This is a genomic window from Brachybacterium sp. Z12 (assembly GCF_014400405.1).
In the GTDB taxonomy this organism is placed as follows: Bacteria; Actinomycetota; Actinomycetes; order Actinomycetales; family Dermabacteraceae; genus Brachybacterium.
This window is the reverse complement of record NZ_CP060496.1, coordinates 3,281,822-3,297,727: the sequence shown is the minus strand read 5'-3', so window position 1 is coordinate 3,297,727 and position 15,906 is coordinate 3,281,822. Positions and strand designations below refer to the sequence as shown.

The 15,906-nt window shown below is 70.5% G+C and carries 11 protein-coding genes and 3 pseudogenes; 6 read left to right on the top strand and 8 right to left on the bottom strand.

Annotated features, from left to right (window positions below):
- Positions 1-208: 208 nt before the first annotated feature.
- Together H3H54_RS17325 and H3H54_RS17320 are read right to left on the bottom strand one after the other, a co-directional pair.
- On the bottom strand, positions 209-826 hold the full coding sequence (locus H3H54_RS17325) for a DedA family protein (protein ID WP_262424831.1): 618 nt from the start codon (positions 824-826) through the stop codon (positions 209-211).
- Between the two features lie 115 nt (positions 827-941).
- Entirely contained in the window at positions 942-2,261 is a 1,320-nt protein-coding gene (locus H3H54_RS17320; protein WP_262424830.1) for an ABC transporter substrate-binding protein, read from the bottom strand.
- Between the two features lie 548 nt (positions 2,262-2,809).
- On the opposite strand from H3H54_RS17320, the gene H3H54_RS17315 reads away from it, so the two are divergent.
- From H3H54_RS17315 to H3H54_RS17295, 5 genes and pseudogenes are all read left to right on the top strand, one after another.
- Positions 2,810-4,114, top strand: coding sequence for an ABC transporter substrate-binding protein (locus H3H54_RS17315; RefSeq protein WP_262424829.1), 1,305 nt, complete (start codon positions 2,810-2,812; stop codon positions 4,112-4,114).
- Positions 4,115-4,195: 81 nt separating this feature from the next.
- A complete protein-coding gene (locus tag H3H54_RS17310; protein WP_262424828.1) occupies positions 4,196-5,134 on the top strand; it encodes a carbohydrate ABC transporter permease in 939 nt (312 codons plus the stop codon).
- A pseudogene (locus H3H54_RS17305) lies at positions 5,127-6,031 on the top strand (carbohydrate ABC transporter permease). Before H3H54_RS17310 ends, H3H54_RS17305 begins: the two are co-directional and overlap by 8 nt.
- 67 nt (positions 6,032-6,098) lie before the next feature.
- A pseudogene (locus H3H54_RS17300) lies at positions 6,099-7,434 on the top strand (Gfo/Idh/MocA family protein).
- Positions 7,431-8,624: a Gfo/Idh/MocA family protein gene (locus H3H54_RS17295; protein ID WP_262424827.1), complete on the top strand. Its 1,194-nt coding sequence runs from the start codon at positions 7,431-7,433 to the stop codon at positions 8,622-8,624. The pseudogene H3H54_RS17300 and the gene H3H54_RS17295 overlap by 4 nt, the downstream one beginning before the upstream one ends.
- Positions 8,625-8,695: 71 nt before the next feature.
- On the opposite strand, the gene H3H54_RS17290 is transcribed toward H3H54_RS17295, so the two are convergent.
- Positions 8,696-9,457: a hypothetical protein gene (locus H3H54_RS17290; RefSeq protein WP_262424826.1), complete on the bottom strand. Its 762-nt coding sequence runs from the start codon at positions 9,455-9,457 to the stop codon at positions 8,696-8,698.
- 482 nt (positions 9,458-9,939) lie between these two features.
- On the opposite strand from H3H54_RS17290, the gene H3H54_RS17285 reads away from it, so the two are divergent.
- On the top strand, positions 9,940-10,950 hold the full coding sequence (locus tag H3H54_RS17285; protein ID WP_262424825.1) for a LacI family DNA-binding transcriptional regulator: 1,011 nt from the start codon (positions 9,940-9,942) through the stop codon (positions 10,948-10,950).
- A 25-nt stretch (positions 10,951-10,975) separates the two neighbouring features.
- Here the strand turns inward: H3H54_RS17285 and H3H54_RS17280 are convergent, their stop codons facing one another.
- The 5 genes and pseudogenes from H3H54_RS17280 to H3H54_RS17260 form a co-directional block, all read right to left on the bottom strand.
- A complete protein-coding gene (locus H3H54_RS17280; RefSeq protein ID WP_262424824.1) occupies positions 10,976-12,232 on the bottom strand; it encodes an alpha-hydroxy acid oxidase in 1,257 nt (418 codons plus the stop codon).
- A 73-nt stretch (positions 12,233-12,305) separates the two neighbouring features.
- Positions 12,306-13,064 carry an FGGY-family carbohydrate kinase gene (locus H3H54_RS17275; RefSeq protein ID WP_262424823.1) on the bottom strand — a complete coding sequence of 253 codons (759 nt, stop codon included), beginning with the start codon at positions 13,062-13,064 and terminating at the stop codon, positions 12,306-12,308.
- Positions 13,061-13,291 (bottom strand): FGGY family carbohydrate kinase, encoded by a 231-nt coding sequence (locus H3H54_RS17270; protein ID WP_262424822.1) that lies wholly within the window; start codon positions 13,289-13,291, stop codon positions 13,061-13,063. Before H3H54_RS17270 ends, H3H54_RS17275 begins: the two co-directional genes overlap by 4 nt.
- A complete protein-coding gene (locus tag H3H54_RS17265) occupies positions 13,291-13,824 on the bottom strand; it encodes an FGGY family carbohydrate kinase (protein ID WP_262424821.1) in 534 nt (177 codons plus the stop codon). The genes H3H54_RS17270 and H3H54_RS17265 overlap by 1 nt, the downstream gene beginning before the upstream one ends.
- Positions 13,821-15,862 (bottom strand): annotated as a pseudogene (locus H3H54_RS17260) (bifunctional aldolase/short-chain dehydrogenase). Before H3H54_RS17260 ends, H3H54_RS17265 begins: the two are co-directional and overlap by 4 nt.
- Positions 15,863-15,906 lie beyond the last annotated feature (44 nt).

Here is a 15,906-nt window from a genome sequence, read left to right as displayed (position 1 = left end):
CAGCTCGAGGGCCGCATCGACCTCCTCATCGGGGCTGCTGGGCGCCCGTACTGTGCGCCCTCCATCGGCCCCCAGGCCGGCAGACGCGGCCCGCCGCGGGTGGGGCCGGGCCCGTCCAGCGGAGCGCGGGTCGCGGTGGAGAACCAGCGGCCGACGTCCGCCGCGGGACCGGCGCGCCCGGTGCCGGGCACGGAGGAGGGCTCGCTCGTCATTCCTCGAGCGTAGGCGGTGCGGGGCGCCCCCGCCCGGTACGCATCCGACGCACGACGATGACGAGCACCGCGAGCACCCCGATCGCCGCGACGACCCCGGAGTACAGGCGCACGAATCCCTCGAGCAGCTCGCCCCCGGCCTGCCCGAACACATAGCCGGTGACCACGAACAGCGCATTCCACACCCCGGAGCCCAACCCCGTGGCCAGCGCGAACAGCCACACCGGCATGCTCTTGACGCCGGCCGGGATCGAGATGACGGTGCGCACCATCGGCACGAAGCGGGCGATCGCCACCGCCGGGAAGCCCCAACGGTCGAAGAAGCGCATCGCCGCGTCGACGTCGCGCTCCTCGAGCAGCGGCAGGCGCCGCACCACCGCCTTGGTGCGGCACAGCCCCAGGGCGCGGCCGACGGCGTAGACCCCGAGCCCTCCCACCACCGAGCCGAGCGTGGTCCAGGCCAGCGGCACCAGCACAGGCTGGCCGTCGTCGGCCGCGGCGACCCCCGCGAAGGGCAGCAGGATCTCGCCGGGGATCGGGGGAACAGCGCCTCGGCGGCGATCACCAGTGCGGTGCCCGGGCCGCCGAGCAGGTCCATCAGGGCGATGGCCCATGCAGTGAGGTCCACGGCCTTCTCCCCTGTGTGCGCCGTCCGATGCGGCGGACGCTAGCCGCCGCGGATGGCGAGCAGGTGAACAGGGACGTGCGGAAGGGCTTGGGCGTACGCGGTCACTGCTCGGGCTGCATGCCCTCGAGGATGCTGAGGATCTCGTCGGCCACTTCGGCCGGCGGCCGGTCGCCGAACAGCGACTCCTCGCCGAGGCGGGAGAGCTCGTCGCCGAAGCCGACGCCGGCGGCGGGGGTGACCAGCGGCGGGCGCACCACCTCGGACTGCATCTCCCGCGCGAAGTCGAGCATCACCATCTCGTTCTCGTCGAGCACGGTCTCGATCTCGTCCTGCAGCTCGGGGAACGCGGTCACGCCCCGCTCGAGCTTGAGCACCTTCGCCGCCTCGGGATCTCGCAGCAGGAAGTCCACCAGCGTCGCGGCGGACTGGGGATCGGCCGCGGTGCTCGCGATCGACCAGTACATCGAGGCCTTGTTGACCATCTGCGGATCACCGCTGGCGCGGGCCGGCAGCCGCAGCAGCTGCAGCGGTGAGCCGGAAGCCGCCTGGAAGGTCTGCACCTGGGTGTGGAACTGGAGGTGGAACGCTGAGCGGTTGTTCCCGAACCGCCCCTGCTCCACCCCGGCGGCGAAGTCCTCGATCTGCTCCGAGGGGCCCACCACCGCGCCGGCGTCCACCAGCGCGAGGGAATACTCGAGGAAGGCGAGGATCGTGTCCTTGCTGATCAGCGTCTCGTCCTCGCGTGGGAACAGCTGCTCGCCGCTCTGTCGCGCCCAGGCGCCGAGCTCCGCGGCTCCGGTGCCGAAGAAGTCGACGCCCACCACGTCCTCGCCGGCGCTCGAGGCCCAGTCGCTGACCGCGGTGCAGAGCTCGGCGAAGTCCTCCCAGGTCCACGTGGTGTCGTCCGGCATCTCGAGCCCGGCCTGCTCGAGGATCGTCGGGTTCACGCCGACGGAGAAGATCCCGACGCCCAGCGGTGCGCCCACGAGGGTGCCGTCGGCCAGGCGGCCGGTGTCCAGCACGGCGTCATCCATCCCGCTGAGGTCCAGCACGTCGGAGAGCGTCTCGAGGTCCAGCAAGGAGGAGCGCGTGCCGTAGGAGTCGATGTACGACTCGTCCATCTGGAGCACGTCGGGGGCATCACCGCCGGCGAACTGGGTGGCGAGCTTGTCCCAGTAACCGGTCCACTCGCTGTACTCGGGAGAGACGACGATGTCCTCGTGCTCGGCAGTGAACAGATCGAGCGCCTCACGGGTCATGCCGTTGCGCAGGTCCCCGCCCCACCAGTAGACGCGGAGCGCACCGCCGCCATCGCCGGACCCTCCGCGGGAGGCGTTGGGGCCGCAGCCGGCCAGGGCGGACAGGGCCGGCACGGAGCCGGCGGCGGCGAGCAGGGACAGGGTGCGGCGGCGCGAGATCATCGTCGATCCTTCGGGTGGTGGGCTGTGGTCCCAGCGGGACGGTCAGCGGTGCGGCGTCGGGAGAACGTCGGGGAAACGAGTGTGCAGGGGCGACGCCCGGAAGGGCTCCGCGAAACGGAGCGGACCGGGGGATAGCCCTTGCTGAGTCGTTTCAGAGTTAGTTGTGCTGGCACACTAACCGTGGGGCGCGGTCGGGCGCAAGGGCGGTGACGTTGCTGGTCCGCGGCCTCGAGGTGTCCCCGGGCGCAAAACCGGCAGGTCGCCGGGCGGGGCGTCGGCATCGTGACCCGAGCGTGACGGGCACGGGTTGACAAACCCTCCCGTGAAGCGCTTTCCTAAGGCAACCCATCCGGAGCAGCATCCCCGGTCGGTCCGCAGGGATACAGACACCTTTCACCCTGATGCGGCGCAGGAACGGACGAGAGTCCGACTCGCAGCGAACCGGGCAGGACGACGAAGTTCCCGCCCGGGCACGACCCTCTCGGAAGACCACGGTGGTCATCCGGGCCCGCCGGTCGCCGCAGAAGGCGACGATGACAGGAGAACCGATGTTCACCCGACGCACAGCCCTTGCCCTTGGTCTCGCCGTCCCCGGCCTGGCAGGCCTCGCCGCCTGCGGCCCCAACGCCTCCAGCGGTGGTGGCGGCGGCGGTGGGGAGGACGGCAGCGCCTCCCTCCGCGTCGCCTGGTGGGGCAACCCCACCCGCGACCAGAACACCCAGGACGTCGCGGCCGCGTATGAGGAGGTCGCCCCGGATGTCACCCTCAGCCTCGAGCCCGGCGAGTGGAGCGGCTACTGGGACAAGCTCGCCACCCAGACCGCCGGTGGCGACTTCCCCGACGTTGTCCAGATGGACGAGAAGTACCTCGCCGAGTACGGCCAGCGCGGCGCACTGCTCGACCTCGCCGAAGCCGGCCTGGACACCGCTGACTTCGCCCCGGGCTCGGTCGAGGTGGGCGAGCTGCCCGAGGTGGGCCTCGCCGCGATCAACGCCGGCCTGAACGCCTTCGCCTTCCTGATCAACCCCGTCGTGTTCGAGGAGGCCGGGGTCGAGATCCCCGACGACTCCACCTGGACCTGGGACGACCTGGTCGACACCGCAGTGCAGATCTCCGAGAACACCCCGGACGGCACCTACGGCATGACCCAGATGGGCACGATCCAGGGCCTGTTCCAGGTCTACGTGCGCCAGGCCGGCCAGGACCAGTACAAGGACGGCGGCGCCGGCTTCGACCTCGACACCGCCACCGCCTGGTTCGACTGGACCAAGAAGCTCCAGGACTCGGGCGCCAGCCCCGATGCCAGCCTCTCCGTCGAGGATGCTTCGAAGTCCATGGACCAGTCGTTCTTCGCGACCGGGAACGTCGCCATGACGGTGGCCTGGTCCAACCAGGTCGTCGCCCACGACGGCCTCGTGCCCGAGGGCGTGCTCGTGCTGCGCCCGCCGTCGATGACCGGCTCCTCCGCCGATGCGCAGCTCTGGTACAAGGCGTCCATGTACTGGGCGGTCTCCGCGAACGCCTCGGACCCGGAGGCGGCCGTCGCCTTCGTCGACTTCCTGGTCAACTCGCCCGACGCGGGGAAGATCCTCTCGGTCGAGCGCGGCGTGCCCGGCAACCTCACGGTGCGCGAGGCGATCGTCGCGGACCTCGACGAGGCCAACACCAAGGCCGTCGACTTCCTCGAGGCGATCGAGAGCGAACTGGGCGAGGCGCCCGAGATCACCCCGCAGGGCGGCGGCCAGTTCGAGGACATCCTGACCCGTGCCGGCGAGGACATGCTCTTCGGCACCATCACCCCGGCGGAGGCCGGTCAGCGCGTGCTCGACGAGCTCGACGCGGCATTGGCCTGATCATCGACATCGCACTGCCGCGGCCGGCGGGGACCACTCCGCCGGCCGCCGCGGCACCCCGACCATGAAGGGAAGACGCCTATGAGCGCCGTGGGAGAACTCGCCTCCATCGTCTCGTCACGCAAGAAGGGCGGGACGAAGGAGAAGCACCCCGACAACAAGCAGGCACTGGTGTTCATGCTGCCGTGGCTGCTGGGCCTGCTCGGGATCACCCTGATCCCGATGATCGCGTCGTTCGCGCTCGCGTTCACCGACTACAGCCTGCTGGCCCCGCCCGAGTTCGTGGGCCTGGACAACATCAAGGCGATGATCGCGGACACCCGCCTGCACAACTCGCTGGTGGTCACCTTCATCTACGTGTTCGTGGGCACGCCGCTGCAGCTGATCGCAGCGCTGCTGCTGGCGGTGGCGCTGAACACGGGCATCAAGGGCCTGTCCTTCTACCGCTCGGTGTTCTACCTGCCGTCGCTGCTGGGCGGATCGGTCGCGATCGCGATCCTGTGGCGCCAGATGTTCGGCGCCAACGGCCTGATCAACCAGGTCGGTGCGATGCTCGGCTTCGAGAACCTGCCCGGCTGGGTCTCGAACCCGGACACGGCGCTGGGCACGATCATCCTGCTGAACGTGTGGACCTTCGGGTCCCCGATGATCATCTTCCTGGCGGGCCTGCGGCAGATCCCCGAGATGTACTACGAGGCCGCCTCCGTGGATGGTGCCTCGAAGCTCGCGAAGTTCTTCCGCATCACCCTCCCGCTGCTCACGCCGATCATCTTCTTCAACGTGGTGCTGCAGGTCATCAATGCCTTCCAGTCGTTCACACAGGCGTTCGTGGTCTCCGGCGGCACCGGCGGGCCCTCGGATTCGACGATGTTCTACACGCTGTACCTGTACATCAAGGGCTTCACCCAGTTCGACATGGGGTACGCCTCCGCGATGGCCTGGCTGCTGCTGATCATCGTCGCGATCTTCACCGCCATCAACTTCTTCGTCTCCAAGTTCTGGGTGTTCTACGATGACTGATCTGCAGAGTCGACCCGCCGCCGTCCCCGCGGACGAGGCCCCCGCCCGGGTGGTCCCCAGGCCCCGTCCCCGCCGTCTCATGCGCCGCGGTCTGCGGCACGTGGTGATGATCGTGGCGAGCATCGCGATGGTCTACCCGCTGCTGTGGATGGTGGTCTCATCCCTGCGGCCCAATGAGGAGATCTTCCGCAACCCCAGCCTGTTCCCGCTGAGCTTCGATCTGTCGAACTACGCGCGGGGCTGGGAATCCCTCGCCCAGCCGTTCTCTCATTACCTGATGAACTCCACCCTGCTGGTGCTGGGATGCGTGATCGGCAACCTGGTCGCGTGCTCGCTGACCGCCTACGCCTTCGCGCGGCTGAAGTTCTGGGGCCGCAACATCGCCTTCGCGATCATGCTGGCGACCCTCATGCTGCCGATCCACGTGGTGATCGTGCCGCAGTACATCATGTTCTCCCAGACCGGCTGGGTGAACACGATGCTCCCGCTGATCCTGCCGAAGTTCCTGGCCACCGACGCCTTCTTCATCTTCCTGATGGTGCAGTTCATCCGCGGCATCCCCGTGAGCTGGACGAGGCGGCTCGCATCGACGGCTGCGGCCACTTCCGGATCTTCTTCCAGGTGATCCTGCCGCTGATGCTCCCGGCGCTCGCGACCACCACGATCTTCACGTTCATGTGGATGTGGAACGACTTCTTCGGCTCCCTCATCTACCTCACCACCCCGGACAACTTCACCGTGCCGCTGGCGCTGAAGTCGTTCCTGGACACCCAGGGCTCCTCCGACTGGGGCGCGATGTTCGCCATGTCGGTCGTGTCGCTGATACCGCTGTTCCTGGTGTTCCTGTTCGGCCAGCGCTTCCTGGTCAAGGGCTTCGCCACCACCGGCATCAAGTAGTCCCTGTCCCTGTCCCTGTCGCTGCCCGCGCTCGTCCACTCCCGTCCTCCGCACCCTCAGGAGATCCATGCCCACCCGCTATGCCGTGATCGGCACCGGTCACCGCAGCCAGATGTACCTCGATGCGATCGCCGGCCCTCACGCCGATGTCGCCGAGCTGGTCGCTCTGATCGATGTGAACCCCAGCCGTCTCGAGTACCACCGCGACCGGCACGAGGCCTTCGCGCAGGTGCGGCTCGGCGGGCCGGACGAGCTCGAGCAGATCATCGCCGAGGAGTCGGTGGATCGGGTGATCGTCACCAGCGTGGACCGGCTGCACGCCGAGCACGTGGTCCGCGCCCTCGAGGCCGGGGCCGACGTGGTGGTCGAGAAGCCGCTGACGATCGACGCCCCCTCGGCGCGCGCCATCCAGGAGGCGATCGACCGCACCGGCCGCTCCGGTGGTGGTGACCTTCAACTACCGCTACAGCCCGCGGAACACCGCGCTGAAGCAGATCATCGCCTCGGGAGAGATCGGCGAGGTGGTCTCGGTGGTCTTCGAATGGGTGCTGGACACCCAGCACGGCGCGGACTACTTCCGGCGCTGGCACCGCGACAAGGCCAACAGCGGCGGCCTGTTCGTGCACAAGGCCGCCCACCACTTCGACCTGGTCAACTGGTGGATCGCGGACACCCCCGTGCAGGTCTACGCCCGGGGCGGGCTGCGCTTCTACGGTCAGGAGAACGCGAGCGCCCGCGGCCGGGCACCGCTGCCCGAGCGCGGCACGCACGACGGCGTCCACGACCCCTTCGAGCTGGACCTCCGCTCCGACGAACGCCTCGAGGCGCTCTACCTCAAGGCCGAGGAGCACGACGGCTACCGGCGCGACCAGTCCGTCTTCGCCGACGGGATCACCACCGAGGACAACCTCACCGCGCTCGTGGACTACCGACGCGGCGCCGTGCTCACCTACGCCCTGAACGCCCACAGCCCGTGGGAGGGATACCAGGTCGCGGTCAACGGGACCGCCGGCCGGGCCGAGCTCGAGGTCGTCGAGCGGGCCGAGGTGGTGCCGCAGGGAGAGGACGGTCGATCTCACGTCGACCCCAGCGCCGTCGCGGTCACCACTGCGGAGACCGGGGCGCGCGAGCGCGGTGAGCGCCTCGTGGTCCAGAAGCACTTCGAGCCGGCCCGGGAGGTGGAGATCCCCGAGGGCGTCGGCGGTCACGGCGGCGGCGACGCGCTGCTGCTGAGCGACGTGTTCGTCGGCCCGGTCGAGGACGAGCTGGGACGCCCCTCCGACCACCTCGACGGAATCCGTTCGATCGCGGTCGGCATCTGCGGCAACCTCTCCCTCGAGACCGGGGCGCCAGTCGAGGTGGACGCCGCGCTGGGCATCGATCTCGGGCGGGAGCAGGTATGAGCGCTCCCGCTCCCGATGCCGCTGTCCCTGCCCGGGTAGCGCTGATCGGCACGCGCGGCTTCGGCACCTCGCACCTGCGCAACCTCGCGCGGCTCGAGGAGGAGGGGGTCGCGCGGCTGGTCGGCGTGGTGGACGTGGCCGAGCCGCCTGCCGAGCTGCAGACGATGCACCACCGCTCGCTCGGCGAGCTGCTGGATGCTCTGAGCGGTCCGGACCGGCCTGAGATCGTCATCATCGCCACTCCGATCGACACCCATGTGCCGCTCGCGACCGAGGCGCTCGCCGCCGGGCTCGACGTGTACCTCGAGAAGCCGCCCGTGCCGGCGCTCGAGGAGCATTGGACCCTGCTCGCAGCGGCAAAGGATGCGGGACGCTCGGTGCAGGTGGGCTTCCAGGCCCGCGGCGGTGCCGGCGTGGATACGCTGCGCCGCGAGGTCGCCGGCGGCGCCCTGGGCACCGTCACCGCCGTGCACGTGCACGGCGCGTGGCAGCGCGACCGCGCCTACTACGCCCGCTCCGCCTGGGCGGGGAAGCGGCGCCTGGCCGACGGTCGACGGGTCGCCGACGGGGTCGCCACGAACCCCCTGGCCCATGCCGTGCACGCCGGGCTCGCGATCGCCGGGATCGATGAGATCGCGGACGTCGCGGAGGTCACCACCGAGCTGCGCCGCGCCCACGACATCCAGGCCGACGACACCACCTTCCTGCGCATCGACCCCGTCGCCGCGGGTTCCGCGGTGGTGTGCGCCCTGACCACCACCGCGCCCGCGCAGCCCAGCCCCTGGGTCGAGATCAGCGGCCCCGGCGGCTCGCACCGGCTGTTCTACACCGAGGACCGCTCGGTGCGGACCTTGGCCGACGGGACCGTCGAGGAGCTGACCCACGAGCGCATGGACCTGATGGAGAACCTGATCGATCATGTGCGCGACCGCGAGGTGGCGCTGCTGTCCCCGCTGGCTGCGACCGGGGTGTTCAGCGCGGTGCTCGAGGCGATCCAGTCCGTGCCCGACCCGCTGCCGATCGAGACCGGCGTGACCTGGGTGGGGGAGGGCGCGGCCGCGCATCCCGTCGTCGATCACATCGAGGACACCCTGCAGGAAGCGCTCGAGGTGGGCCGGCCCTTCAGCGAGCTCGGCGTGAGCTGGGCCCGCGAGGACGCCGTGCACCGCTGGACCCCGCCGGCCGCCTGAGCCGGTCTCGAGACCGCAGGGGACCGTCTAAAGATCTCGCCCGGCCGCGGGCCGCGCACGGGCCGGTCCCCTCAGCCGGCGAGGGCGCGTGCCTGTCGTCGGGCGCGATGGCGCACGATCGCCAGCACGACGGTGTGCACCAGCATCACCACGGCGGCGGCGAGACCGCCGCCGACGAGCAGGAACGACACCGCGCTGCTCGCCGTCGGGCTGTTCCACAGACCCGAGATCAGCGAGAGCACGTCAGACGACATCATCGCGAGCGAGGCGACGAGCGTGACGAGGGCCGGCACGATCAACGCGTACGGCGACCAGCGCGAGGCCGCGCCACCCAGAGCCACCAGCGCCCCGGCGAGCACGAGCACCACGACCATCGGCTGGACGTCGAGCCGGAACATCCTCATGGCGAAGGCAGCACCTTCGGCGACACCGCGGAAGAGCAGCCCCGCTCCGAGCAGCAGCATCAGCGGGACGACGACCAGCCCGGCGACCGACGCGGCGACATGCGGGTCGGGACGCCGACGGGCGACCAGCAGCCCCAGCCCGAGCCCGCCCATCAGCGGGTGCAGGATCAGCGGGAGCCCGTAGACCATCCCGTCGAGGAACTGGGGCGGGATGACCTCCGCGGCGGTCATGTACACCTCGAGCATGAGCGCCGGGACGATGGAAAGCACGATGCTGACCAGGCCCAGCACCCCGACGGCGAGGAGTCCCGCCGAGCTCGCGATGCCGGTCGCGACGACGCTCGCCAGCAACAGCAGCCCCAGACCCACCCCGAGGAGGATCCGCGACCCCATCGGCGTGCCCAGGAGCTCGACGGGAGAGGAGTCCATGAATCTGCGGGTTCATGAAGTACTGCAGCCAGCCGGAGCCGCCATAGGAGAGCAGGCCCGTCGCGATCGGGGTGACGATCAGTGCATAGACGACGGTGAGCAGGCGTGCGACGAGGCCGGAGCCCCTCATGCGCACAGCGGCCGCCGGGGGCGCGTCAGCGCGGTGGGTGGGCTCCGCTGCGGGGTCTCCGCCCGGGGCCCCCGCCGCCTCGCTCGTGGTCCCCGCCTCGTGATCGATGGGTCGTGGATCGGTGCTCATCATGGCCTCCAGGTGCCGTCGCTCGAAAAGGAGGTCCCGAGACGCCCTGCCAACTTGCACGGTTCCCCTGAGCGAGAGCATAGGTCGTCCGCTGCGCGGGGGCGCGGTCCGTGACCTTCTCGTGAGCCGGCCCGGCCGGCGGACCAGTCGCGATAAAATTGCCAGGCAGCGGCCTGCGGCGATCTTCCAGGGCCGGATCACGACGAGTCGAGGAGAACCGGGTATGGCCGCAACCGGCACTGTGGGCATGAAGGACGTGGCGCGGCATGCCGGGGTTTCCGTCGGCACCGTCTCCAACGTCCTGAACCGCCCCGACATCGTCTCCCCGGATCGTCGCGAACGGGTCGAGGCGGCGATCGCGGAGCTCGGGTACGTGCGTAACGACGCCGCCCGGCAGCTGAAGATGGGCCGCTCGAGCACCGTCGGCGCGATCGTGCTGGATTCCGGGAACCCCTTCTACACCCAGCTCGTGGGCGGGATCGAATCCGCGGCTGAGGATTCACAGCTGATGGTGATCGCCGGCAGCACCGGCAACCGGGAGCAGCGTGAACGGCTGTACCTCTCCCTGTTCGAGGAGCAGCGGGTGCGGGGGATCCTGCTGGCCTCCACCGGGCGCAGCGCGGGGATCGTCGAGTCGATCCGCGGTCGCGGCACGCCGGTGGTGCTGGTCGAGAGCGAGCCCGATGCGCGCGGCTCCTCGGTGAGCGTCGACGGCATCGCCGGCGGCGAGATCGCCGTGCAGCATCTGGCCGGGCTGGGGCGACGGCGTATCGGCGTGGTCGCCGCCCGCCAGGACCTGCGCCAGGTCGCCGACCGTCTGCGCGGAGCGAGGCGCGCCGCCGAGGCGGCCGGCATCGAGCTGGAGGTGCTCGAGGCCGCGGACCTCACCGTGCTCGCCGGGCGCACCGTGGGCGAGGCGGTGGTGGCACGCAGTGCCGCGGAGCGTCCCGACGCCGTGTTCTGCGTGAACGATCTGCTCGCGGTCGGCGTGCTGCAGGCTTTCGCCTTCCGCCACCAGGTCGCGGTGCCGGAGGAGATCGCGCTGGTGGGCTACGACGACATCGCCTTCGCCCGCTCCACCGTGGTGCCGCTGACCTCCGTGTCCCAGCCCGCGGATCTGATGGGTCGCACCGCCCTCGCGCTGCTCGAGGAGGAGATCGCCGACGGCACCGCCCCGCCGCGGCACGTCAGCTTCACGCCGACGCTGGTGGAGCGGGAGTCGACGACGGGCTGAGGGGCGCCGCCCCACGGTCACCGGATCAGAGCGGGGAGCTCTGCTCCGTCGTGCGATGCATGGGCATCAGCCGGTGCAGCTGCGTGACGTGCTTCGGCTCCAGCTCGTCGAGGGAGTGCGCGCCCAGCAACTTCATGGTGCGCACGATCTGCTCGGAGAGGATCGCGATGGTGCGGTCCACGCCCTGCCGGCCGCCGGCCATGAGCCCGTACAGATAGGCCCGACCGATCAGGGTGAACCGTGCGCCGAGCGCCACGGCTGCCACGATGTCCGCGCCGTGCATGATGCCGGTGTCGATGCCGATCTCGGTGTCGGCGCCGATCTCGCGGGCGACCTCCGGCAGCAGGTGGAAGGGGACCGGGGCGCGATCGAGCTGCCGCCCGCCGTGGTTGGACATGATGATCCCGTCCACGCCCAGGTCGGTGAACGTCTTCGCGTCCTCGAGGGTCTGGACCCCCTTGACCACGAGCTTCCCAGGCCACAGGCCGCGGATGATTTCGAGGTCCTCGTAGGTGATGGTCGGATCCATCGCGGAGTCCAGCAGCTCGCCCACGGTGCCGCCGGTCGAGGAGAGCGAGGCGAACTCGAGCGTGGGGGTGGTCAGGAAGTCGACCCACCACCAGGGGCGCGGGAGCGCGTCCAGCACGGTGCGGGCCGTCAGCTGCGGCGGGATCGAGAAGCCGTTGCGGGTGTCGCGGAGCCGTGCTCCGGCCACCGGGGTGTCCACGGTGAACTGCAGGGTGTCGAAGCCTGCCCGTGCGGCGCGCTCCACCAAGTCGTAGGAGACCTCCCGCTTACGCATCACGTACAGCTGGAACCACTTCCGGCCGTGGGGTGCGGCGGCGGCGACGTCCTCGATCGAGGTGGTGCCCAGCGTCGACAGCGTGAAAGGGATTCCCGCGGCCTGGGCGGCGCCCGCTCCGGCGGTCTCGCCCTCGGTCTGCATCAGGCGGGTGAAGCCCGTCGGCGCGATCGCGAAGGGCATCGCGCTGGGGCCGCCGAGCACCTGCCGCGACGTGTCGACCTCGGAGACATCCCGCAGCACTGCGGGGTTGAACTGCACATCGGCGAATGCCTGCCGGGCACGGCTGAGCGAAAGCTCCGATTCCGCGGCGCCGTCGGTGTAGTCGAAGGCGGCCCGAGGGGTGCGACGCTTCGCGATCGCCCGCAGATCCTCGATGGTCAGCGCGGCGTCGAGCCGGCGCCGACGGGCGTTGAGATCGGGGGCCTTGAACTTCATCAGCTCGAGCAGTTCGCGGGGCTGGGGGAGCTGTCTTCTCATGGGTCGTCTGCTTTCGATAGGCGCGACGTGGCACTAGGCCGTATGGCGTGATGATCCTGGAACGTACGACAGATCAACGGGCGGGGATCGACGGGCTGAACCGCTCCAGCTCCATGCTCGCCCGCACCAGCTCGCGCAGCGAGCCGTGTCCACCGGGGACCGCGCCGAGCGTGCGGGCCTGCAGGGCGACGTTCCCCAGCGCGGTGGCCTCCATCGGGCCCGCGACCACGTCGATGCCGAGGGCGTCGGCGGTGAGCTGGTTCAGCAGGGCGTTGCGGCTCCCGCCGCCCACCACGTGCAGCTGCTCCGGCAGCGGCATCCGGGTGAGGCGGCAGGCGGTGTGCAGCTCCTCCCGGTAGGTCTCGGCGAGGGATTCGAGGATGCAGCGCACCAGCTGCGCGGGCGTGCGGGGGTGCTCGTCCTCCCCTTCGAGGGGGCGGGCGGCGAGCATCACCCGGTCCGCCATCCGGCCGGGGGCGAGGAAAGCCGGATCGGTGGGATCGATGCGGAAGCGATGGGCGGGCATCACGGCCGCGGCGGCCAGCAGATCGCCGAGGTCCACCCGGGCGCCCTCCTCCTCCCACTGCCGGATCGACTCGCTGACCAGCCACATCCCGGCCACGTTCTTGAGGAAGCGGGTGGTGCCGTCGACTCCGCCCTCATTCGTGAATCCGGCCTCGTGCGCGGCCGGGGTGCTGACCGGTGCGCTCAGCTCGAGCCCGATCAGGGACCACGTGCCCGAGGAGATGAAGGCGACGGGGTGCGCGTCCTCCGCGGCGGGCACGGCGAGCACTGCCGAGGCGGCGGTGTCGTGGGAGCCGACGGCGGTCACCCGCACCTGGCCGATTCCGAGCTCGGCCGCGAGCTCCGGCAGCACCGTGCCCAGGCGCTCGCCGGGGAGATCAGCGGGGCCAGGAGGTCCGGGTCCACACCGGCAGCGGTCAGGAGCTCCTCGGACCATCCCTGCCCGCCCACAGCGAGCATCCCGGTGCTCGAAGCGTTCGTGCGCTCGGTGCGCCGCTGCCCGGTGAGCAGGTAGCCGAGGAGGTCAGGGACCATCAGCAGCGTCGAGCCGGGGGCAGCGTCGCCGGGCGGTCGTCGGCCACCAGCTGGTAGAGGGTGTTGAAGGGCTGCTGGGCGATGCCGGTGAGCGCGTACTGGCGCTCGCGCGGCACCTGCTCCGCGAAGGAGTCCGCGACGCCGTCCGTGCGGTGATCGCGGTAGGCGACCACTTCGCCGAGGACCTCGCCGCTGCCGGGGACGGGAGTCCCGTCGGCCGCGACGGTGTCTGGGCCCACCAGGCCGTAGTCCACCGCCCAGGAGTCGATCCCGATCGAGGCGAGGCCGTCCAGGCCGCGTTCGACAGCCCCTGCGTGCGCGGCTCGCAGCCCCTGCTTCACCTCCGCCCACAGGGCGTGGATGTCCCAGCTCAGCTGGCCGTCCTCGTCCCGCAGCCGGTTCTCGAAGCGGTGCGCCGCGATCAGCTCGACGCGGCCGTCCGCGAGGATGCCCAGCATCACCCGGCCCGACGTCGCCCCGAGGTCCACCGCGGCGACGGCCAGCGGGCCGCGGGCTGCCTGCGCCCCGCTCATCGTAGGAACGCGGCCGCGACCCCGGCGTCGACCGGGATGTGCAGGCCGGTGGTGTGCGAGAGGTCCCCCGCGGTGATCGCGAAGACGGCGCTGGCGACATTCGCGGGCAGCACCTCGCGCTTGAGCAGGGTGCGCTGGGCGTAGAACTCGCCGAGGTTCTCCTCCTCGACCCCGTACACCTTCGCGCGGGAGGCACCCCAGCCGCCGGCGAAGATGCCGGAGCCGCGCACCACCCCGTCGGGGTTGATGCCGTTGACGCGGATCTGGTGGCCGCCGAGCTCCGCTGCGAGCAGCCGCACCTGGTGGGCCTGATCGGCCTTGGTCGCCGAGTAGGCGATGTTGTTGGGCCCGGCGAACACGGAGTTCTTCGAAGAGATGTAGATGATGTCCCCGCCCATGGCCTGGTCGATCATCACCCGGGCCGTCTCGCGGGAGACCAGGAACGAGCCCCGCGCCATCACATCGTGCTGCAGGTCCCAGTCCTTCGCGGTGGTCTCCAGCAGCGGCTTGGACAGCGACAGGCCAGCGTTGTTGACGATCAGGTCGAGCCCGCCGAAGGCGAGGACCGCCTCGGCGACGGCCTGCACCACGGCCGCCTCGTCGGAGACGTCGGCGCGCAGCGCCACCGCCTTGTCGGGTCCGCCCAGCTCCTCGGCGACCTGCTCGGCGTTCTCGAGGTTCAGATCGGCGATGACCACGCAGGCGCCCTCGGCGACGAGCCGCTCGGCGGTCGCCTTCCCGATCCCGGAGCCGCCGCCGGTGACGAGCGCGACCCGGGTCGCGAGCGGCTTGGGTGCGGGCTTGCGCTGCAGCTTCGCCTCTTCGAGGGCCCAGTACTCGATGCGGAACTTCTCCGACTCGTCGATCGGGGAGTAGGTCGAGATCGACTCCGCGCCGCGCATCACGTTGATGGCGTTGACGTAGAACTCGCCGGCCACTCGCGCGGTCTGCTTGTCCGCGCCGAAGGAGAACATGCCCACGCCCGGGATCAGCACGATCGCCGGATCGGCGCCGCGGATCGCGGGGAGTCCGCCTCGGCGTGACGCTCGTAGTAGGCGGTGTAGTCGGCGCGGTACGCCTCGTGCAGCTCCTTGAGCCGTGCCACCGAGTCCTCGAGGCTCGCGTCGGAAGGAAGGTCCAGCACGAGCGGCTTCACCTTGGTGCGCAGGAAGTGGTCGGGGCACGACGTACCCAGCTCGGCCAGCGGTGCGAGCTTTTCACTGGCGAGGAACTCGTGGACCGCCTCGGTGTCGGTCCAGTGCCCGACCATCGGGGCGTCGGTCGAGGCCAGCCCCCGCACGAGCGGGAACAGGGCCGACGCCTTCGCCCGGCGCTCCGCCTCGGGCAGTGCAGCGCGGGCGGCATCATGCGCCCCGAACGGCTCGGACGATCCGGTGCGCTCGAGGAACTCCGTGGCCTCGCGGATGATCCGCAGCGAGTTCTCCTGCGCCTGCTCGGAGGTCTCGCCCCACGCGGTGATGCCGTGCCCGCCGAGGATGCAGCCGATCGCGGCCGGGTTCTCCTCCTTGATCGCAGAAATGTCGAGGCCCAGCTGGAAGCCGGGACGGCGCCACGGCACCCACACCACCGTCTCGCCGAAGCATTCGCGGGTCAGGCGCTCGCCGTCGGCCGCGGTCGCGAGAGCGATCCCCGCATCGGGGTGCAGATGGTCCACGTGCGCGGCGTCGACCAGGGCGTGCATCGCGGTGTCGATCGACGGTGCGGCCCCGCCCTTGCCATGCAGGCAGTAGTCGAAGGCTGCGACCATCTCGTCCTCGCGGTCCACCCCGGGGTAGACCTCCTTCAGAGCCCGCACGCGGTCCAGGCGCAGCACTGCGAGGCCCTTCTCCTCGAGGGTGCCGAGGTCGCCGCCCGAGCCCTTGACCCACAGCAGCTCGGTTTCCTCGCCGGTGACCGGATCGGTCGCGGAGCCCTTGGCGGAGGTGTTGCCGCCGGCGTAGTTGGTGTTCGCCGGGTCGGCGCCGAGCTCGTTGGAACGGGCGATCAGAGCGTCGATCGTCTCGCGGGCAGTGGTCATGGCGAGAGGACTCCTTCGGGAGATCACGAGATGGTTCAGGCAGT

Bases quoted from the DNA above. Each gene is read 5' to 3' on its own strand.
- H3H54_RS17290 (WP_262424826.1), bottom strand. From the start codon at position 9,457: ATGGACTCCTCTCCCGTCGAGCTCCTGGGCACGCCGATGGGGTCGCGG.
- H3H54_RS17265 (WP_262424821.1), bottom strand. From the start codon at position 13,824: ATGAGCGGGGCGCAGGCAGCCCGCGGCCCGCTGGCCGTCGCCGCGGTG.
- H3H54_RS17310 (WP_262424828.1), top strand. From the start codon at position 4,196: ATGAGCGCCGTGGGAGAACTCGCCTCCATCGTCTCGTCACGCAAGAAG.
- H3H54_RS17295 (WP_262424827.1), top strand. From the start codon at position 7,431: ATGAGCGCTCCCGCTCCCGATGCCGCTGTCCCTGCCCGGGTAGCGCTG.
- H3H54_RS17270 (WP_262424822.1), bottom strand. From the start codon at position 13,291: ATGGTCCCTGACCTCCTCGGCTACCTGCTCACCGGGCAGCGGCGCACC.
- H3H54_RS17320 (WP_262424830.1), bottom strand. From the start codon at position 2,261: ATGATCTCGCGCCGCCGCACCCTGTCCCTGCTCGCCGCCGCCGGCTCC.
- H3H54_RS17325 (WP_262424831.1), bottom strand. From the start codon at position 826: ATGGGCCATCGCCCTGATGGACCTGCTCGGCGGCCCGGGCACCGCACT.
- H3H54_RS17280 (WP_262424824.1), bottom strand. From the start codon at position 12,232: ATGAGAAGACAGCTCCCCCAGCCCCGCGAACTGCTCGAGCTGATGAAG.
- H3H54_RS17315 (WP_262424829.1), top strand. From the start codon at position 2,810: ATGTTCACCCGACGCACAGCCCTTGCCCTTGGTCTCGCCGTCCCCGGC.
- H3H54_RS17285 (WP_262424825.1), top strand. From the start codon at position 9,940: ATGGCCGCAACCGGCACTGTGGGCATGAAGGACGTGGCGCGGCATGCC.